The following is an 18,498-nucleotide window of genomic DNA, read 5'->3' as shown; positions in this document are numbered from 1 at the left end:
CAACCGCAGGGGAGGTGAAGCCAATAGCCAGCATTAGCACCTCGAACGTGTGGCCCAACTATTCGAGCTCGAACACAACCGGTTCGACGGCCAAATCGTCGTCGGAACTGGGCAAGGACGAGTTTCTGAAAATATTGGTGACGCAGCTCCAGAATCAGGATCCGATGCAGCCGATGGAGGATAAAGAGTTCATCTCGCAGATGGCGCAATTCTCGTCGCTGGAGCAGACGATGAACGTAGCGACGCAGCTCGAAGCGCTGCGGCATTCGCCCGGCATGGTCGCAATGGCGCTCGGCATGAACGTGACGTGGATCGAGACCGACAGCAGCGGAACCAGTACGACCAAATCCGGTATCGTCGATTCCGTCGTCACCCGCGACGGCGTGCCGTACGTCAAGATCGGCACGGCGGAGGTGAAGATGGACGATCTGACCTCGATCTCGCTCCCGACGCAGGCATCGGGAACCGGTACGGGGGGTGACAGCAGTGAGTGACCGGATGCTGGTCGGACATTTGGCGCCCGGCCGGGTCGGACCGATTCAAGGCAAACGGACCGTCGCCGCATCCGAGGATAACGGTTCCGCGGCCTTCGGGACGGGGAACGCCACATTTCGCCAGCTGCTCGACCGGGCCGAACTGAAATTCAGCCACCATGCGGAACAGAGACTCCGGCAGCGAGGCATCGAACTTAAGCCCGAGCAGCTCGACCGCATCGCGAGCGCGCTGAATCGGGCGGAAGCCAAAGGAGCGAAGGATTCGCTCGTGCTGTTCCGCGACATCGCCATGATCGTCAACATTCCGAATCGGACGGTCATAACCGCCATGGACGGTTCTTCCGCGCAGGAGCACGTATTTACGCAAATCGACAGCGCCGTCGTCGTCTCATGAACGATCGGGCAAGCCCGGTTTGTGCAGGGCCGGACCTCACAAGGAGGCCTTCTCCCGCCGAACGATGGACGCGGGGGCTTATTCGAACCATATCCGGGAGGTAGATGAAATTATGTTGCGTTCCTTGTATTCCGGCGTTTCCGGCATGCGAGGCTTCCAGACGAAGCTGGACGTCATCGGCAACAACATCGCCAACGTCAATACGACCGGCTTCAAAGCGGGCCGCGTCATGTTCAAGGACATTCTGAGCCAATCGATGTCGGGCGTTACCGCGCCGGTCGAAGGCACGCAAGGCGGCGTCAACGCGAAGCAGATCGGCCTGGGCGTAACGGTCGCGGCGATCGATACCGTTCATACCGCGGGCAGCGCGCAAACGACGAACGTGCCGACCGATGTTCGGCTCGACGGCGACGGATTTTTCGTGGTGAGCCCGACCGGTTCGTCCGACAACGCGTACCTGACGAGAGCGGGCAACTTCAACGTCGACGCCAACGGCTATTTGGTCAATGCGGACGGCCAGTACGTCCTCTCGGCGGACGGCGACGCCATCCAGATCGATCCGACGACGGTCACGGCCTTCACCATCAGCCAAGACGGCAGCATTCTGCCGGTCGACGCGAACGGCAATACCGGCGACGCGATCGCGCAAATCGGCGTAGCGAAAGTTGTCAACCCGGGCGGTCTGGAGAAAGTCGGCGGCAACCTGTACCGCATGACGCCGAACGCCAACCCGGACGGCGAACTGGATCTCGGAGCCGCTTCGGACGAAGAGCGGGGCACGGGGGCGATCATCTCCGGCCAGCTTGAAATGTCCAACGTCGATCTGACGAACGAATTCACGGAAATGATCGTCGCCCAACGCGGCTTCCAAGCGAATTCCCGGATTATTACGACATCCGACTCCATTCTCGAGGAAGTCGTCAATCTCAAACGGTAATTGATGTTCTGCCGGGGAGGACGGCCTCCTCCCCCGGCGGTTCGGGGGGATCCAAGTGATCGCTTTGACTCGGTTAAACGGAACGACTTTCCATTTGAACGCTTTATTGATCGAGACGGTGGAACAAACGCCGGATACGATTATTACGCTTACGACAGGCAAAAAGTTCATTGTGCTCGAAAATTCTTCGGATGTGATCCGGTCCATCCGGCACTATTTGCGCAGCATCGGCGTGTTGGCGGCGGTTACGCCTCCGCCCGACACGCAAGCGGAGGGAGCTACGTCATGAAAAAAATGTTGCCTTGGCTGGTTTCGCTTCTACTGGCGATAACCTTAATCGTCATCGTCGGACTCTATTCCTGGTCGACGTTATTCGGGGACTCGTCGCCGAAAGACCCGGAAAAGCAGGCTCAGGAAAGCGTGAAGGACGTGAAAGCCGAGCCGATGTCTGCGGATGAGATCATCAAGGTCACTTCCGAATTGAACGATATTAAGACGAATATCGCGGATACCGACTATATCGTTACGCTCAGCCTCTCCTTTCAGTTGGACAGCGAAGCCGCAAAGGAAGAGTTCGATAAAGTGAAGGATGTCAAGATCAAGCCGATCGTCAACCGGGCGCTGTGGGTATTGGAGCCAGGCCAGCTGAGCGGCACGCAAGGCAAGGACCAGCTGTGCGCGGAATTGCTTAACGCGATCAATCCCGTCCTGACGAAGGGCAAGCTTTCCAAGGTGGAGATTACGAACTTCATCATGATGCAAATTTAACGATACGGGTCCGAGTCTAGCGGAAAGGGGTGAGAAGATTGGTTGACGTTCTGTCGCAAAACGAGATCGACGCGCTGCTCGCGGCGCTGTCCTCCGGCGAGATGGATGCGGAGGAGCTTAAAAAGGAAGAAGCGCAGAAGAAGGTGCGCGTCTACGACTTCAAACGGGCCGTTCGTTTCTCCAAGGACCATATCCGCAGTCTGACGCGCATTCACGAGAACTTCGCGCGGTATCTGACCACCTATTTCTCGGCGCAACTCAGGACGTTCGTTCAGATCAACGTCGTTCAGGTCGAACAGCTGCCGTACGACGAATTCATCCGTTCCATTCCCAAGATGACGATCCTGAACATCTTCGAGGCCGAGCCGCTGGAAGGGAGAATGGTGCTGGAAGTCCATCCCAATGTGGCGTTCGCGATGCTGGATCGCCTCCTTGGCGGCGCAGGCTCGGCTCCGAGCAAAATCGGCAGCCTGACCGAGATCGAGACGATCATCATGGAGAAGATTTTCAGCCGGGCGCTCGAAACGCTGCAAGAAGCGTGGAAAACGATCGTCGACATCGAGCCCAGGCTCGAGGCGCTGGAGACGAATCCGCAGTTCATGCAGATCGTCTCGCCCAACGAGACGATCGCGCTCATCTCGCTCAGCACGAAGATCGGGGATACGACGGGCATGATCAACTTGTGTATTCCCCATGTCGTGATCGAGCCGATCATGTCGAAGCTGTCCGTTCATCATTGGTTCGTCTCCCAGAAAAAGACGAGAGCGCCCGACGAGGTGCAAATGCTCGAGCAGCGGGTGAGCAAGGCCAAGCTTCCGATCGTAGCCGAGCTGGGCTCGTCCTACATCTCCATTCAGGAATTTCTGAATTTGGCCGTCGGCGACGTCATCGCCCTGAACAAGTCGACCGGCGAAGGCCTGGAGATCAAAGTCGGCGACAAGCTGAAGTTTATCGGCGCCCCCGGCGTCGTTCGGGACAAGATGGCCGTACAGATTCACGAGATCGTCAGCGAAGGAGTGGAAGAGCTAAATGACGAGTAAAGACTACTTGTCGCAAGAGGAGATAGACGCGCTGCTCCGGCAATCGTCGGGCATGGAAGACAGCGTTCCCGGCGATAGCGCGGGGCAAGATCTGTCCGTGGACAACTACTTGACTCCGCTGGAGCAAGACGCGCTGGGAGAGATCGGCAACATTACGTTCGGCAGCGCCGCAACGGCTCTATCCACGCTGCTTGGCCGCAAAGTCGACATTACGACGCCGCAGGTGTCGATGATCTCCCGCGATCAATTCGCGAGCGAGTTTCCGAAGCCGCATGTGGCCGTCCACGTGCGTTACGTGGACGGATTCGAAGGCATCAACTCTCTCGTTATCAAGGCGCACGACGCGCAAGTGATCGCGGATTTGATGCTGGGCGGCGACGGGAACGTCTCGACGGAAGAGTTGAACGAGATACATATAAGCGCCGTTCAGGAAGCGATGAACCAGATGATGGGCTCGTCCGCCACGTCGATGTCGACCATCTTCAACCGGTTCGTCAACATTTCGCCGCCGGACGTCGACATCATGGACGTCAAGAGCAATTCGGGTGTATCGAACATTCCGCCGGAACATATTTTCGTCAAAGTGTCGTTCCGGCTCCGAATCGCCGAACTGATCGACTCGACCATCATGCAGCTTTTGACGGTTCCGTTCTCCAAGGAATTGGTCGCGTCGCTCGTCGGATCTTCAACGCCGGAACCGGCTCCCGCTCCGAAGCCGGCCGCTCCTCCGGCTCCCGCCGCGCAGGCGGAACAGACGTACGCGGCTCCGGCGCCGCAGCAGGCTCAGACGCCGCCCCCCGCACCCGCGCCGCAGCAGGCGCCTGGCGGTTGGCAGCATACAGGCGGATACCCGCCTGCTCAAGAGCCGTCTCATCCGCAGACGCTGGGGGGAGCGCCGACGAACCGGAACGTCAACGTCCAGCCGGTGCAATTTTCCGGCTTCCAGGGCGCGGGCCCGGCGCCCGTCGACGACACGAACCTCAATCTGCTGCTCGATATCCCGCTGAAGGTGACGGTCGAGCTGGGCCGCACGAAGAAGCAAATCAAGGAAATTTTGGAGCTGTCCCAAGGCTCCATTATCGAGCTGGACAAGCTTGCGGGCGAACCCGTCGATATATTGGTGAACAACAAGCTGATCGCCAAAGGCGAGGTCGTCGTCATTGACGAGAACTTCGGCGTTCGGGTTACCGACATCGTAAGCCAATGGGACCGCGTCCAAAAAATTCAATAACGCTCACTGGGAGGAACTACGAATGGCAAACCGGATTTTGATTGTAGACGACGCAGCATTCATGCGGATGATGATTCGCGACATTTTGACGAAGAACGGTTACGAAGTTGTCGGGGAGGCGCAAGACGGCGCCCAGGCAATCGAGAAATTCAAAGAGTTGCTCCCGGATTTGATTACGATGGACATTACGATGCCCGAGATGGACGGAATTGCGGCGCTTAAGGAAATCCGCAAAATCGATTCCAACGCCAAAGTCATCATGTGCTCCGCCATGGGCCAACAAGCGATGGTTATCGACGCGATTCAAGCGGGCGCCAAAGACTTTATCGTCAAGCCGTTCCAAGCCGACCGGGTTATCGAAGCGATCAAGAAGACGCTCGGCTGAGTCGGAGGCTTGCCGGAATGTCTTCGCTGCTGTTGGAGAGCAACGGTTCCTACAATGCCTCCTGGGAATTGATCAAAATCGTTCTCGTACTGGCTTTGATCGTCGGACTGATTATCGTACTGCTCCGGTTCATCGGCAAGCGCAACCGCGGCTGGTGGATGAACCGTTCGCTCCGGTCGCTGGGAGGAATCGGCGTCGGCACGAACAAATCGTTGCAAATCGTGGAATGGAACGGCCGGATCTACGTGCTCGGCGTCGGGGACGACGTGACGCTTCTCGAAGCGATTACGGACCCCGACACGGTGGCCGTCCTGCTCGCCGAGCACGATACGGCGAACGTAACGGCGGCTTCCACGGTGCCGGACTGGCTTCGCCGCCTGGCGAACCGACTGCAGCCAAGGGAAGCGAACGGCGCGCCGGCTTCGTCCGACGGGCAGCCCAGCTTCGAGCAGACGCTGGAAGACCGCTTGCGGCAGCTGTCGGAGCGGCGGCGGAAGGCGGAGGAGCTGCTGGACCAAGGACGTTCCGGAGATCGGACGGATGAATCATGAGAAAAAAGCTTCTGCTTAGTTTTATCGCGCTCCAAGCTTGGGTGCTGGCGCTCGGCGGCTCCGTCTTCGCGGAGGACCCCGTCGTCAGCATTACGATGGGGAACGGCAAAGAGCCGGTCGGCGCTTCGTCGTTGTCGCTGCTGCTGCTGATTACGGTCCTGAGCCTCGCGCCGGCCATCCTGGTGCTCATGACGAGCTTCACCCGGATCGTCATCGTGCTCGGCTTCGTCCGCACTTCGCTCGGAACGCAGCAGATGCCGCCCAACCAAGTGCTGATCGGTCTTGCGCTGTTCCTGACCTTGTTCGTCATGTCGCCGACGTTGTCGCAGGTGAACCAGCAAGCGCTGCAGCCGTATCTCAAGGGAGAAATCACCCAGACGGACGCGCTCGCCAAGGCGGCGGTGCCGATGAAGGAATTCATGTACAAGCAGACCCGGGAGAAAGACCTGCTTCTGTTTATGAACTACACGAAGACGGAGAAGCCGAAGACGTACCAGGACATCCCGATTACCGTGCTCGTTCCGGCATTCGCGATGAGCGAACTGAAGACGGCGTTCCAAATGGGCTTCATGATCTTCATTCCGTTTCTGGTCATCGATATGGTTGTCGCCAGTACGCTCATGGCCATGGGGATGATGATGCTGCCGCCGGTCATGATCTCGCTCCCGTTCAAGATTTTGCTGTTCGTGCTGGTCGACGGCTGGTATTTGGTCGTCAAATCGCTGCTGACCAGCTTTCAGACCTGAATCTTGAGCGCAAGCGATCCGTGGAGGGGTTTACATGAGTGAAGAATTTGTCATCGGTCTGGCGGGTCAAGCGATCTACACGGTGCTCAAGGTGACGGCGCCGATGCTCGGGCTCGGGCTCATCGTCGGCTTGCTGGTGAGCATTTTCCAGGCGACCACCCAAATCCACGAGCAGACGCTGGCGTTCATTCCGAAAATTATCGCCGTGTTCGTGGCGGTTCTGCTTTTCGGCCCGTGGATCTTGAACGTGTTGGTCGATTTCACCGGGCATCTGCTCGGCAATTTGGCGAATTACATTGGATGACGACACATGGATCAAGTGATGCAGCTGTTTCCGGCGTTTTTGCTGGTGCTGTGCAGAATAACGTCGTTCCTGGTCGCGGCCCCCGTGTTCTCGACCAAGACGATCCCGGGAACGGTGAAAGTCGGTTTCGGTTTTTTTCTCACGGTCATCGTCTTTTTAAATGTAGGGTTCGACAAGCCGGTTCCGACGGACGGAACGTTTATTTTAGCCATCCTGAGGGAAATTCTTGCCGGTCTGCTGATCGGGTTTACAGCCTATCTTTTCTTTACGATCGTGCAAGTGGCCGGCTCTTTCATGGACATGCAGATGGGGCTCGGCGTGGCGAACATCGTCGATCCGCTGACCGGCGTATCTTCTCCCATGCTGGGCAATCTCAAGTTCATGCTGCAAATTCTGGTCTTTCTGTCGATCAACGGCCATCACTATTTGGTCGGAGCCATTATGAACAGCTACAAGTGGCTTCCCTTGGACAACGAGCTTTTCCGGACGGTGGCCTCGGGCAGCCTGACATCCTTTTTGGCCCGGACGTTTGCGGACACGTTCACGATCGCCTTGCAAATATCCGCTCCGCTCGTCGTGTCGATGTTTCTGATCGATTTGGGACTCGCCTTGCTGACGAGGGCCGCGCCGCAGTATCAGGTTTTCGTCGTCGGGATTCCGATCAAAATTTTGCTCGGCTTCGCGATCCTGATTTTGTTGATGCCCGGCTTCAGCGCGCTGTTCCAGACGATCTTCGATCAAATGTTTGCCGCGCTTGACAAGCTGTTCGTCATTGTGGGCAACCGTACGCCCTGACGGCGGCAAGGGGGAGTGCCTGTCCGATGTCCCGATACCGGCTTCGTCTAGACTTGCAATTGTTCGCGGGTGAGAAGACGGAGAAAGCGACGCCCAAAAAAAGAAAAGAAGCGCGAGACAAGGGACAGGTCGCCCATAGCCAGGAGTTGGTCAGTTCCGTCAGTCTCATCGCCGTCGGGAGTCTGTTCCTGCTGCTCGGCTCTTTCTTCTGGGACCGCATTCTCCGGCTGTTCAGCGACGTGCTGCTGCACGGCTTGAACATGGAAGTGACGGAGGGGAACGTGCTCGGCATGCTGACTCGTTACGCCTCAGAGATGTTATGGTTTCTGGCGCCCATCTTTCTCGCGGCCATCGTCGTGGCCTTCGCCGTGAATTATGTGCAGATCGGCTGGCTGTTCACGACGGAACCGATCAAATTCAAGCTAAGCGCCTTGAACCCGATTAACGGCTTTAAAAAAATATTCGGCCTAAGATCGCTCGTCGAGTTTCTGAAAAGCATGCTGAAGCTCGCCGCAGCGGGAATGATCGTCTACTTCGTGCTCTGGTCCGAGAGGGACCGCGTCATGGCGCTCGCCCACGTGCCGGTCATCGAAGTGTTCTCGTTCACCGGCAACTTGACGATTCGGCTGGTCATGCTGTTCGGCGTCCTGACGTTCGTTCTTGCGGTCGGAGACTATTTCTATCAGAAATATTCCCACGAGAAAACGCTGCGGATGAGCAAGCAGGACATCAAGGACGAGTTCAAGAACGCCGAAGGCGATCCGAAAATCAAGGCGAAAATCCGGGAGCGGCAACGGCGCATGGCGATTATGCGGATGATGCAGGAAGTTCCCAAGGCGGACGTCATCGTCACGAACCCGACCCACTTCGCGGTCGCGCTGCAGTACGACGGCACGAAGATGGAAGCGCCCAAAGTCATCGCCAAAGGTCAGGATTATTTGGCCCTGCGCATTCGGGAGATCGCCAAGGCTCATAACGTCATAACGATGGAAAACAAACCGCTCGCCCGCGCCCTCTACGAACGGACGGAGATCGGAGATACGATTCCGGCGGATCTGTTCCAGGCGGTCGCGGAAGTGCTGGCTTACGTATATCGGCTCAAAGGCGTGCGCCGCAAAGGATGAACGGCTGCGGCCAATCCATAGAATCCAGATGAGGGAGGAAACAGCGTGAAAATCCGGGACTTGAGCATACTTGTCGGCATCATCGGCATCGTCCTGATGATGGTCCTCCCGATTCCCCATCAGCTGCTTGACGTCCTGCTCGTCATCAACATCTCGGCCGCGCTGATGATTCTCTTGATCTCGATGAATACGACGGACGCGCTTCATTTCTCGATCTTCCCGACGCTCCTTCTGGTCACGACGCTGTTTAGGCTCGCGCTCAACATCTCGACGACGCGGCTTGTCCTCTCCGAAGGCCAGGCGGGCCGGGTCGTCGCCACGTTCGGCAAATTCGTGGCGGGCGGCCAGCTGGCCATCGGCTTCGTCGTGTTTCTCATTCTGGTCGTCGTTCAATTTATCGTCATTACCCGCGGCGCCGAGCGGGTGTCGGAAGTCGCGGCCCGGTTCACCCTCGACGCGATGCCCGGCAAGCAAATGAGCATCGACGCCGACCTGAACGCGGGCCTCATCAACGAGCAGCAAGCGAAGGAACGGCGCGAGAAGATCGAGAAGGAAGCGGATTTCTACGGCGCGATGGACGGCGCCAGCAAGTTCGTCAAAGGGGACGCCATCGCCAGCATCATCATCGTGCTCATCAACCTGATCGGCGGCTTCATCATCGGCATGGCCATTCACGGCATGAGCCTGACGGAAGCTCTCAATACATACTCGATACTGACGATCGGCGACGGTCTGGTCAGCCAAATTCCGGCGCTGCTGATCAGCACGGCGACCGGCATCATCGTGACGCGCGCCGCCTCGGACGGCAATATGGCGCACGACATTTCCACCCAATTGCTCCGCTATCCGAGGCTGCTCTACATCGTCGCCGGAACGATCGCGCTGATGGGCGTCGCGACGCCGATCGGATTTTTCGCCACCATACCGTACGCCGTCATTTTGGCCATCGCCGGTTACCGCCTGCAGCTCAATCTGAACCGCAGGCGCAAGGAAGAGGATCTGCTCGTGGAAGAGAAGGAGATCGAAGAGGTGCGCAGCCCGGAGAGCGTCATCAGCCTCCTGCAGGTCGATCCGATCGAATTCGAATTCGGCTACGGCCTCATTCCGCTCGCGGACACGCAGCAGGGCGGCGACCTGCTCGACCGGATCATCATGATCCGGCGGCAGTGCGCGCTCGAGATGGGGCTGATCGTTCCGGTGATCCGAATTCGCGACAATATTCAGCTCAAGCCGAACGAATACGTCATCAAGATGAAAGGGAATCCGGTCGCTCGCGGCGAACTGCTGCTGCATCACTATTTGGCGATGAGCCCGGGCTTCGAAGACGACGCCGTGACCGGCATCGAGACGAAGGAGCCGGCGTTCGGCCTTCCCGCTCTGTGGATCGACGAAGCGACCAAGGAGCGGGCGGAACTGGCCGGGTACACCGTCGTCGATCCGCCTTCCGTCGTGGCGACGCATCTGACGGAAGTGATCAAGAAATACGCGCACGAGCTGATCGGACGCCAGGAGACGAAGGCTTTGATCGACAGCGTCAAGGAAAGCCACGCGACGCTGGTGGAGGAGCTCATTCCGTCGACGCTGTCGATCGGAGACGTCCAGAAGGTGCTCTCCAAGCTGCTCAAGGAGAAGGTGTCGATCCGCGACCTGGTCACCATCTTCGAGACGCTCGCCGATTACGGCAAGTACACGAAGGACCCGGACGTGCTGACGGAATACGTCCGGCAAGCGCTGTCCAGGCAAATTACGCAGCAGTTCGCCCAACCAAACGAGCCGCTTAAAGTCATTACGGTCAGCCCTACGATCGAGAAGAAGATCGCGGAAGCGGTGCAGCAATCGGATCAGGGCAGCTATTTGGCGCTGGACCCCGCGTCCTCGCAGACGATTTTCCAGCGGATCTCCGAGCAGGTGAACCGGGTCGTCCAGTTGGGCCAGCAGCCGATCATTCTGACCTCGCCGACCATTCGCATGTACATGCGCCAGATGCTGGAACGCACCATGCAGGATATTCCGGTGCTGTCCTACAGCGAGCTTGAACCGAATATTGAAGTGCAGAGCGTCGGGGTGGTGAACGCATGAAGGTTAAACGATATCTAGTCAACGATTTGCCGGAAGCGGTTCAGATGATTCGAAGCGAGCTCGGATCGGATGCCGTCATTCTGAACACCAAGGAAATCCGCAGCGGCGGATTTCTTGGCATGTTCCGCAAAAAACGGGTCGAGGTCATCGCAGCCGTCGACGAATCGGCGGCGAAGCCCAAGCCGCGACCGGCCGTAAGCGCCCAGCGAAGCCCTGCGGCAGCCTTGGCGTTCGCGTCTTCCGCGGCCGCCGTCGCTCTGGCGCCGGAACGCGAGCCCGAGCCCGAGCCTATGGCCGCGCCGCCGTCCGCGTGGATTCCGCCCGCGGCCGTAAGGGAGCGGTACAACCGCGGAAGCGTCGACAGTCCGCCGCCGCCGCCCAAAGCGGCGGGGGCTGCGCTGGAGGTGCTGGCCGGGCGGGCCGAACTGTCGGCTGCCGCCCCGCCGGCGGTTGCGGCGGAAGCCGCCTCGCCGCCCGCACCGGCCGCGGTTCGGCCGATTGCGGCCGCCGAACGGTCCAACGTTCTTCGCCGGCCGGCCGAGACGGAGCCGGCGGGAGAGGACGAGACGGACGCCCTGCTCAAGGAAATCCGGTCGATGAAAGAAATGATGATGAAGATGAATCGCCAGCAGACGTTCCGCAGGCTGCCGGATCCGGTCATGCAGCTGGCCAAGAAGCTGGCGAAGCACGGGGTCGAGCCCGCCTATGTCGAGCAGTTCGCCGAGGCGGTCGGCGAACGAACGGCCGGCGAGCGGGAACCGTCCGAACAGGAGCTTCTGGAGGCGGGTCGAGAGGTGCTCCGGGAGTGGCTCGCCCCGGCCGTCGGCACAGGCATAGCCGCAACGACGCGCATCGTCCATTTTGTTGGCCCGACCGGCGTCGGGAAAACGACGACGATCGCGAAGCTCGCGGCGGACCAGGCGTTCGTCCACCGGCGCTCGGTCGGCTTCATTACGGCGGACACCTACCGGATCGCCGCCGTCGACCAGCTTCGGACGTATGCGGACATTCTGAACATGCCGCTGGAAGTCGTGTTCTCGCCGTCCGAGTTGACCCGGGCTTACAAGAAGCTCGAGGATCGCGACTTGCTGCTGATGGATACGGCGGGCCGCAATTACCGCAACGAGCTGTTCGTCTCGGAAGTGAACAGCCTGCTCTTGCCGGGCGAGCAGGCGGAGAGCGTGCTCGTGCTCAGCCTGACGCACAAGTACGACGACATGAAGCAGGTCGCCGGCCAGTTTTCCCAATACGGAGTGAACCGTCTGCTCCTGACGAAAATGGACGAGACCGACTCCTTCGGGGCGGTGCTCAATCTGGCGAGAGATTTCGATTTCTCCATCTCCTATGTCACTTGCGGGCAGACGGTTCCCGACGATATTCGCGCTTTCGATCCGGAAGAGATCATCCGGCGCCTGCTGGGGGAGCCCGGCGATGCATGACCAGGCGCAAGCGCTTCGGCATCTGGTGCTGTCGAGGAACCGGCCGCCGTCCCGCCAAACCCGCATCGTGACCGTGACGAGCGGAAAGGGGGGCGTCGGCAAGTCGAATTTCAGCTTGAATTTCGCCATCGCCTTGCAGAGACGCGGGTACAGCGTGCTGCTGTTCGACGCCGATATGGGCATGGCGAACATCGACGTGCTGCTGGGCATTCCGGCGCAATACAACTTGCTGCATTTGCTCAGACGCGAGAAAACGATCTGGGAGATTATTCAGACCGGGCCGGGCGGCTTGCAATTCATCGCCGGCGGCTCGGGCTTCAAGGATCTGGTGCGGCTGAGCGAGGAGGAGCTGGAGTATTTCGCCGACCAGATCGGCAAGCTTCACGGCCATGTCGACTTTCTGCTGTTCGACACGGGCGCGGGACTGACGAAGGAGACGCTGCGCTTTATCGTCGCCGCCCAGGAGACGATCGTCGTCACGACGCCGGAGCCGACATCGATCACGGACGCCTACGCCTTGATCAAGATGGTGAAGACGATGGGGCACAACGTCGACTTCCGCTTGGTCGTCAACCGGACGAGCGACGACCGGGAAGGCCAGCAGACGGCCGACAACATCCGGCAGGTCGTCGGCAAATATTTGGGCCTGGATTTGCCGCTGCTCGGCTTCGTGCCGGACGACGCGCTCGTCTCCAAAGCGGTCAAGCGCCAGACGGCGCTGGCGATCGCTTATCCGGACAGCCCCGCCTGCCGGGGCATCGAACGAATCGCCTCGCGATTTTTGTCGGAAGAGACCGTCCGCGAGACGGGCGGCGTCAGAACGTTTCTGCAGCGGATGCGCCGCTTGTGGAGCTAAAATTGCCGGAGCTTGCTTTAGCGGATCGCCGCCGGCGGGGAACCGATCATGTCATCTGCGGATCATCAACACAGAAAAATGAAAGGGGGCAACCGTATGTCGAGCTTCAAAGTACTGGTCGTGGACGACTCCCCTTTCATGCGAAAGGTGTTCAGCGACTTCATCTCGGCGGATCCGTCCTTCGAAGTGGTCGCTACGGCGGCCAACGGCATGGAGGCGGTCGAACGGACGATCGAACTTGCGCCGGATGTCATTACGATGGACCTGGAAATGCCGGCCATGAACGGGCTGGAAGCGTTGAAGCGGATTATGGCGCTGCGGCCGACGCCGGTCATCATGCTGTCGGCGGTGACCGACAACGGCACGCGCGATACGATCCGGGCGCTGCAATACGGCGCGGTGGACTTCATCCGCAAGCCGGACAGGTCGGTCAAGCTCGACATTCGGCTGGTCGGGGAGCAGCTTCGCGAGAAGCTGCACGTCGCGGTCGAGATGGCCCGCAGCGGCAATTACCGGATGCTTCCGGCCGTCGAGGAGAAGCCGGACAAGCAGGAGGAGGAGCCGCAGGCGATCGTCCCGGGCGAGCGCTTCCCGGAGCCGCCCGCTGCGGCCGAACCGCCGCAGGGCGAGCCCGAACGGCCTTCTCTCGCAGCGGATCCGCCAGCGTCTCCGAACGGAACAGACCGTTCCGGCGGGCCGACGGCGGAATCGCCGCCGAAGAAGCCGGATCCGCTCCGGAAGAAGCCGGCCAAGAGCGAGCCGCCGCCGGAAGACGGCCTTCCCCGGCCGGCCGCAGACGGGCAGTCGGCGCCGCTCGTTCCGAAGCTTGCCAAGCCGGCGCCGTCCGCCAGAACGGCGAGGGACGACCGGACCGGTCTCCTCAAGGAGCCGCCCCGTTCCCGCTCCGTCCAGCAGCCGGAGCGGCCTCTGGCGAAGCGTCCGCCTCCGGCCGAGCCGGCGGGCGGCGCCGGCCGCAAAACCAAAGAGGCGCCTGCGGGCAATAGCGCGTTCGAGCACCTGGTGGCGATCGGCACGTCGACGGGAGGACCGCGCGCCCTGCATGAAGTGCTGACGAATCTTCCGGCCGATTTCCCGGCGCCCGTTCTGATCGTTCAGCATATGCCGCCGAAATTTACGCAGTCGCTTGCCCAGCGGCTGGACTCGTTCTCGGAAATCCGGGTTTGCGAAGCGCAGGACGGCGAGACCGTCTTGTCCGGAACCGCCTATATCGCTCCGGGCGGGAAGCACATGCTTCTCGCGAAGGATCCTTCGTCTTCCGCTTACCGGATCGTTCTCTCGGACGAGGAGCCTCGCAGCGGCCACCGGCCATCGGTCGACAAGCTGTTCGAGTCGCTGCTCGGCTGCAAGGGACTGAAGCGCCATATCGTCGTCATGACCGGAATGGGCAGCGACGGCGCGAAGGGCATGAAGGCGCTTCGGGAGGACGGCGCGGAGACGACGATCGCGGAGGCGGAGCAGACGTGCGTCGTGTACGGGATGCCCCGCTCGGCCGTCGAACTCGGGGCGGCGTCGCACGTCCTCCGCCTGCAGGAGATCGCCCCGGCTCTCGTCCGAGAGGTGAGCGCCCGCAACAAATAGACCGAGGCAAGACCAGCCAACCAGGAGGTGTCCGTACAGTGGAAATGAATCAGTACCTGTCCATTTTTATCGACGAAGCGAGCGAGCACTTGCAGTCGCTTAACGAGAATATGCTTCAACTGGAGCAGTCGCCGGAAGATATCGGGATCGTGCAGGTCATTTTCCGTTCCGCGCACACGCTGAAGGGAATGTCTGCGACGATGGGGTTCGAGGATCTCGCCTCGTTGACCCACGACATGGAGAACGTGCTCGACCTGGTCCGCAACGGCAAGCTCGCGATGAACGGAACGATCTTCGATACGCTGTTCCAATGTCTGGACGCGCTAGAAGGCATGGTGCAAGACGTCGTGAACGGCGGAACGGGCAAAGCGGACGTCAGCGCTCTTGTCGCAAAGCTTCAGGCGATCGTTCGCGGCGATTTCGCCGCCGCGGGCGGTGCCGCGCCCGCGGCTTCGGCCGGGGAGGCGTCGGACAAGCCGCTGGTCGCGACGGAGCTGCTGCTGGACCAGTACCAGCTGTCGGTTCTCGAACAGTCGGTGGACAGCGGCCTTCAGGTGTTCCACATCGAGGTGTTTATCCGCGACGATTGCGTGCTGAAGGCGGTTCGCGCCTACATGGTATTCGACCTGCTCGAGAAGAACGGGGAGGTCGTCAAGGCGCATCCTTCCGTACAGGACCTCGAACAAGACAAGTTCGACAAGAGCTTCTCGGTCTACTATATTTCGCGGATCGGCCTGGAGCAGCTACGGGAGAGCATTCTGAACGTGTCGGAGATCGAATCGGTGACGATTATGGCCGTCGACCGCTCTTCCCTCGCCGAGCTGGATCAGTCGAAGGAAGCGGCCAGCCAGGAAGGCTTCCGGGCGGTTCGCGAGACGGCCGCTGCAGCCCCGGCCGCACCGGCTTCTCCGTCTCCATCTCCGGCCCAATCCGCTCCGGCCTCCTCTAGGCCGACGGAATCCGGTCCGCCCCGTCCCGCCGCATCCGGCGGCGTCGCGAGCCGTACGATCCGGGTCGACATCGACCGGCTCGATACGCTGATGAACCTGCTGAGCGAGCTTCTGATCGACCGGGCGCGGCTCGAGCAGCTTGCCTCGGAGATTCGCCGCAACGACTTGACCGAGACGGTCGAGCATTTGGCGAGAGTCGGCGGCGACTTGCAAAATATCGTGCTCAAGCTGCGGATGGTGCCGGTCGAGAGCGTCTTCAACCGGTTCCCCCGCATGGTGCGGGATTTGGCCAAATCGCTCGACAAGAAGCTCGAGCTGGTCATTACCGGAGCGGAGACGGAGCTGGACCGCACCGTCATCGACGAGATCGGCGATCCGCTCGTTCACCTGATCCGCAACTCGGTCGACCACGGCATCGAGCAGCCGTCCGTAAGGCTCGCCGCCGGCAAGCCGGAGACGGGAACCGTCCACCTGCGCGCTTATCATAGCGGCAACCACGTCTTCATCGAGATCGAGGACGACGGCAACGGCATCAACCGGCCGAAGGTGCTCGACATCGCCATCAAGCGCGGCGTCGTCACGCCGGAGGAAGCGAAGAAGCTGTCGGACGACGAGATCAACATGCTCATTTTCGCGGCCGGGTTCAGCACCGCGGACAAAATCTCCGACATCTCGGGCCGCGGCGTCGGGCTGGACGTCGTCAAGTCGAAGATCGAATCGCTCGGCGGCCGGGTGTCCGTCACCTCCGAGCTCGGGCGCGGCTCGAAGTTTTCCATCCAGCTGCCGCTCACGCTCTCCATCATCTCGGCCATGCTCGTGAAGCTCGGATCGGAGAAGTACGCGATCCCGCTCACCTCGATCGTGGAGACGGCGGCCGTCCGCCGGGAAGACATCCGCGACTTGCAGGGCAACCGGGTGATCGAATACCGGAACTCGATCATTCCCATTCTGTCGCTGGCCCAAATTCTCGACGCGCCCGATTACCGGGACGACGGCGAGACGGAGACGGAGACGGTCATTATCCGGAAGGGCGACAAGCTCGCCGCCGTCATGGTGGAGGAATTTATTTCGCAGAGCGAGATCGTCCTGAAGACGCTGGGCAAGTATTTGGGCAACCAGAAGCTGATATCGGGAGCCACGATTTTGGGAGACGGCCAAGTCGCCCTGATCGTCGACCCCAACGCGCTCATCAAGTAAAAATTCCGGAGGAATCGAGGAGGACCAGCTCATGGCAGAGGAATTGAAGGTAATTGTCTTTACGTTAGGGCAGGAAGAGTACGGCATCGAGGTGGACAAGGTTCGCACGATCGAACGGATGATGCCGATTACCCGCGTCCCCAAGACGCCGGCATTCGTCAAGGGCGTCATCAACCTGCGGGGCGTCGTCATTCCGGTCATCGATTTGCGCGGCCGATTCGGGCTTGCGGAGACCGAGCCGACCGACAATTCCCGGATCATCATCGTCGCGGCGAACGACCTGGAAGTCGGCTTCATCGTCGACTCGGCGAACGACGTCATCGACATCATGAGCGACACGATCGAGGTTCCGCCGGAAGTCGTAGGCGGCATCAAAGCCAAGTATTTGAGCGGCGTGGCCAAATTCGGCGACAACCGGTTGCTTATTCTAATGAATCTGTCGGAAGTGCTGAACCGCTCCGAGATCATCCAGCTGGAACAGCTCGGGGAATAAACCGTGAAGCTGTTCAACCACAATCCCGATTTCAAAATGGACGTGCTGCGGGAGGTCGGCAATATCGGGGCCGGCCACGCCGCGACGGCGCTGTCCCGGCTGCTGGACAAGCCGGTCGACATGGCCGTTCCGACCGTCAGCTTCGTCCCCTTCGAATCGATCGCCGACCGCGTCGGCGGCCCGGAGGAAGTGGTTGTCGCCGTGTTCTTGCGGGTTGACGGAGATGCGCCCGGCAACATGTTTTTCCTGATGAGCCGCCTTCAGGCGAAGCTGCTGCTGCAAGGCCTGGCCGGCTTCGAGCCGGCGGGCGACGGCGGTTACTCGGAGCTGGAGCTCTCCGCGCTCTGCGAGATCGGCAACATTCTCGCAGGCTCGTACTTGTCCTCGCTGGCCGATTTGACCGGGCTCGCCATGTCGCCCTCCGTTCCTTCCGTCGCGGTCGACATGGCGGGGGCGATTCTCAGCTACGGCCTTCTTCAGTTCGGCACGATGGGGGACGACGCGCTGCTGATCGATACGACGTTCCTGAGGGGGCGGCAAGAGGCGGAAGGGCATTTCTATTTCATTCCCGACCCGGAATCGTTCGAGAAAATATTCGTCTCGCTGGGAGTGCCGCTCGAATGACAGACGGGAACTTCGTCAAAGTCGGAATGGCCGATTTGAACGTCGCGGCGGAAGGCGCGGTGCTCAAGACGACCGGGCTCGGGTCGTGCGTCGGTCTGACGCTGTTCGATCCGCAGCGGCAGGTGGCCGGGATGGCCCATATTATGCTCCCTTCGTCGGACATCGCCCGCGAAGGCCAGCTGAATATCGCCAAGTACGCGGACACGGCGATTCCCGAGCTGCTGAATCGGGTCGTCCAATTGGGCGCCGACCGCAAACGGCTGGTGGCGAAGCTGGCCGGCGGCGCGCAGATGTTCGCCTTCGCCGGCGGGAGCGACAGCCTTCGCATCGGTCCCCGCAACGTGGAATCGGTCAAGCGGGAGCTGGATAAGTGGGCTATTCCGGTCATGTCGGAGGATACGGGTGGCAATTACGGCCGCACGATCGAATTCGACAGCCGGAGCGGCGTGCTCACCGTTCGCAGCGTGCAGTATGGAGTAAAGGAGATTTGAC

Annotated in this window: 21 protein-coding genes; all 21 read left to right on the top strand. The window is 60.3% G+C overall.

The genetic code is table 11. The features are described 5' to 3' along the window. Window positions 1-14: 14 nt before the first annotated feature. Window positions 15-494, top strand: a complete 480-nt coding sequence (locus tag G485_RS0100395; RefSeq protein ID WP_051317919.1) for a flagellar hook capping FlgD N-terminal domain-containing protein — start codon at window positions 15-17, stop codon at window positions 492-494. Beyond that, window positions 487-888: a TIGR02530 family flagellar biosynthesis protein gene (locus G485_RS0100390; protein ID WP_027090866.1), complete on the top strand. Its 402-nt coding sequence runs from the start codon at window positions 487-489 to the stop codon at window positions 886-888. The genes G485_RS0100395 and G485_RS0100390 overlap by 8 nt, the downstream gene beginning before the upstream one ends. A gap of 112 nt (window positions 889-1,000) precedes the next feature. Beyond that, entirely contained in the window at window positions 1,001-1,825 is an 825-nt protein-coding gene (gene flgG, locus G485_RS0100385; RefSeq protein WP_027090865.1) for a flagellar basal body rod protein FlgG, read from the top strand. Between the two features lie 55 nt (window positions 1,826-1,880). Beyond that, a complete protein-coding gene (locus tag G485_RS0100380; RefSeq protein WP_027090864.1) occupies window positions 1,881-2,114 on the top strand; it encodes a flagellar FlbD family protein in 234 nt (77 codons plus the stop codon). Continuing rightward, on the top strand, window positions 2,111-2,593 hold the full coding sequence (locus G485_RS0100375) for a flagellar basal body-associated FliL family protein (RefSeq protein WP_027090863.1): 483 nt from the start codon (window positions 2,111-2,113) through the stop codon (window positions 2,591-2,593). The genes G485_RS0100380 and G485_RS0100375 overlap by 4 nt, the downstream gene beginning before the upstream one ends. Before the next feature lie 38 nt (window positions 2,594-2,631). Beyond that, window positions 2,632-3,633, top strand: a complete 1,002-nt coding sequence (gene fliM / locus G485_RS0100370; protein ID WP_027090862.1) for a flagellar motor switch protein FliM — start codon at window positions 2,632-2,634, stop codon at window positions 3,631-3,633. Then, window positions 3,623-4,864 (top strand): flagellar motor switch phosphatase FliY, encoded by a 1,242-nt coding sequence (gene fliY, locus G485_RS0100365; protein ID WP_027090861.1) that lies wholly within the window; start codon window positions 3,623-3,625, stop codon window positions 4,862-4,864. The genes fliM and fliY overlap by 11 nt, the downstream gene beginning before the upstream one ends. 22 nt (window positions 4,865-4,886) lie before the next feature. Further along, window positions 4,887-5,249, top strand: coding sequence for a response regulator (locus G485_RS0100360; protein ID WP_027090860.1), 363 nt, complete (start codon window positions 4,887-4,889; stop codon window positions 5,247-5,249). A gap of 17 nt (window positions 5,250-5,266) precedes the next feature. Then, window positions 5,267-5,800 carry a flagellar biosynthetic protein FliO gene (locus tag G485_RS24635; RefSeq protein WP_051317918.1) on the top strand — a complete coding sequence of 178 codons (534 nt, stop codon included), beginning with the start codon at window positions 5,267-5,269 and terminating at the stop codon, window positions 5,798-5,800. Beyond that, complete coding sequence (gene fliP / locus G485_RS0100350; protein ID WP_027090859.1) at window positions 5,797-6,546, top strand: flagellar type III secretion system pore protein FliP; 750 nt, start codon at window positions 5,797-5,799, stop codon at window positions 6,544-6,546. Before G485_RS24635 ends, fliP begins: the two co-directional genes overlap by 4 nt. Window positions 6,547-6,580: 34 nt before the next feature. Beyond that, complete coding sequence (fliQ, locus tag G485_RS0100345) at window positions 6,581-6,850, top strand: flagellar biosynthesis protein FliQ (protein WP_027090858.1); 270 nt, start codon at window positions 6,581-6,583, stop codon at window positions 6,848-6,850. Window positions 6,851-6,856: 6 nt separating this feature from the next. After that, on the top strand, window positions 6,857-7,645 hold the full coding sequence (gene fliR / locus G485_RS0100340; RefSeq protein ID WP_027090857.1) for a flagellar biosynthetic protein FliR: 789 nt from the start codon (window positions 6,857-6,859) through the stop codon (window positions 7,643-7,645). A gap of 26 nt (window positions 7,646-7,671) precedes the next feature. Next, window positions 7,672-8,769: a flagellar biosynthesis protein FlhB gene (gene flhB, locus G485_RS0100335; RefSeq protein WP_027090856.1), complete on the top strand. Its 1,098-nt coding sequence runs from the start codon at window positions 7,672-7,674 to the stop codon at window positions 8,767-8,769. A gap of 45 nt (window positions 8,770-8,814) precedes the next feature. After that, window positions 8,815-10,848 (top strand): flagellar biosynthesis protein FlhA, encoded by a 2,034-nt coding sequence (gene flhA / locus G485_RS0100330; RefSeq protein ID WP_027090855.1) that lies wholly within the window; start codon window positions 8,815-8,817, stop codon window positions 10,846-10,848. Then, on the top strand, window positions 10,845-12,287 hold the full coding sequence (gene flhF, locus G485_RS0100325; RefSeq protein ID WP_027090854.1) for a flagellar biosynthesis GTPase FlhF: 1,443 nt from the start codon (window positions 10,845-10,847) through the stop codon (window positions 12,285-12,287). Before flhA ends, flhF begins: the two co-directional genes overlap by 4 nt. Continuing rightward, the gene (locus G485_RS0100320) at window positions 12,280-13,143 is read left to right on the top strand and encodes a MinD/ParA family protein (RefSeq protein ID WP_027090853.1); all 864 of its coding nucleotides are present in this window, start codon (window positions 12,280-12,282) and stop codon (window positions 13,141-13,143) included. Before flhF ends, G485_RS0100320 begins: the two co-directional genes overlap by 8 nt. A gap of 96 nt (window positions 13,144-13,239) precedes the next feature. Then, window positions 13,240-14,742, top strand: coding sequence for a protein-glutamate methylesterase/protein-glutamine glutaminase (locus tag G485_RS0100315; RefSeq protein WP_027090852.1), 1,503 nt, complete (start codon window positions 13,240-13,242; stop codon window positions 14,740-14,742). 38 nt (window positions 14,743-14,780) lie between these two features. Then, window positions 14,781-16,889, top strand: coding sequence for a chemotaxis protein CheA (locus tag G485_RS0100310; RefSeq protein WP_027090851.1), 2,109 nt, complete (start codon window positions 14,781-14,783; stop codon window positions 16,887-16,889). A 31-nt stretch (window positions 16,890-16,920) separates the two neighbouring features. Then, window positions 16,921-17,382, top strand: a complete 462-nt coding sequence (locus G485_RS0100305; protein ID WP_027090850.1) for a chemotaxis protein CheW — start codon at window positions 16,921-16,923, stop codon at window positions 17,380-17,382. Window positions 17,383-17,418: 36 nt separating this feature from the next. Beyond that, window positions 17,419-18,006, top strand: a complete 588-nt coding sequence (locus G485_RS0100300) for a chemotaxis protein CheC (RefSeq protein ID WP_420805714.1) — start codon at window positions 17,419-17,421, stop codon at window positions 18,004-18,006. Further along, window positions 18,003-18,497 carry a chemotaxis protein CheD gene (locus G485_RS0100295; protein ID WP_027090848.1) on the top strand — a complete coding sequence of 165 codons (495 nt, stop codon included), beginning with the start codon at window positions 18,003-18,005 and terminating at the stop codon, window positions 18,495-18,497. Before G485_RS0100300 ends, G485_RS0100295 begins: the two co-directional genes overlap by 4 nt. Window position 18,498: the final 1 nt, after the last annotated feature.

Source organism: Cohnella thermotolerans DSM 17683, from assembly GCF_000429825.1.
Taxonomy (GTDB): Bacteria; Bacillota; Bacilli; order Paenibacillales; family Paenibacillaceae; genus Cohnella; species Cohnella thermotolerans.
This window is presented reverse-complemented; position numbering and strand designations above follow the sequence as displayed.

Bases quoted from the DNA above. Each gene is read 5' to 3' on its own strand.
- G485_RS0100305 (WP_027090850.1), top strand. From the start codon at position 16,921: ATGGCAGAGGAATTGAAGGTAATTGTCTTTACGTTAGGGCAGGAAGAG.
- G485_RS0100360 (WP_027090860.1), top strand. From the start codon at position 4,887: ATGGCAAACCGGATTTTGATTGTAGACGACGCAGCATTCATGCGGATG.
- flhB (WP_027090856.1), top strand. From the start codon at position 7,672: ATGTCCCGATACCGGCTTCGTCTAGACTTGCAATTGTTCGCGGGTGAG.
- G485_RS24635 (WP_051317918.1), top strand. From the start codon at position 5,267: ATGTCTTCGCTGCTGTTGGAGAGCAACGGTTCCTACAATGCCTCCTGG.
- G485_RS0100320 (WP_027090853.1), top strand. From the start codon at position 12,280: ATGCATGACCAGGCGCAAGCGCTTCGGCATCTGGTGCTGTCGAGGAAC.
- flgG (WP_027090865.1), top strand. From the start codon at position 1,001: ATGTTGCGTTCCTTGTATTCCGGCGTTTCCGGCATGCGAGGCTTCCAG.
- fliQ (WP_027090858.1), top strand. From the start codon at position 6,581: ATGAGTGAAGAATTTGTCATCGGTCTGGCGGGTCAAGCGATCTACACG.
- G485_RS0100300 (WP_420805714.1), top strand. From the start codon at position 17,419: ATGGACGTGCTGCGGGAGGTCGGCAATATCGGGGCCGGCCACGCCGCG.
- fliR (WP_027090857.1), top strand. From the start codon at position 6,857: ATGGATCAAGTGATGCAGCTGTTTCCGGCGTTTTTGCTGGTGCTGTGC.
- G485_RS0100315 (WP_027090852.1), top strand. From the start codon at position 13,240: ATGTCGAGCTTCAAAGTACTGGTCGTGGACGACTCCCCTTTCATGCGA.
- fliP (WP_027090859.1), top strand. From the start codon at position 5,797: ATGAGAAAAAAGCTTCTGCTTAGTTTTATCGCGCTCCAAGCTTGGGTG.
- fliY (WP_027090861.1), top strand. From the start codon at position 3,623: ATGACGAGTAAAGACTACTTGTCGCAAGAGGAGATAGACGCGCTGCTC.
- G485_RS0100375 (WP_027090863.1), top strand. From the start codon at position 2,111: ATGAAAAAAATGTTGCCTTGGCTGGTTTCGCTTCTACTGGCGATAACC.
- G485_RS0100295 (WP_027090848.1), top strand. From the start codon at position 18,003: ATGACAGACGGGAACTTCGTCAAAGTCGGAATGGCCGATTTGAACGTC.
- flhF (WP_027090854.1), top strand. From the start codon at position 10,845: ATGAAGGTTAAACGATATCTAGTCAACGATTTGCCGGAAGCGGTTCAG.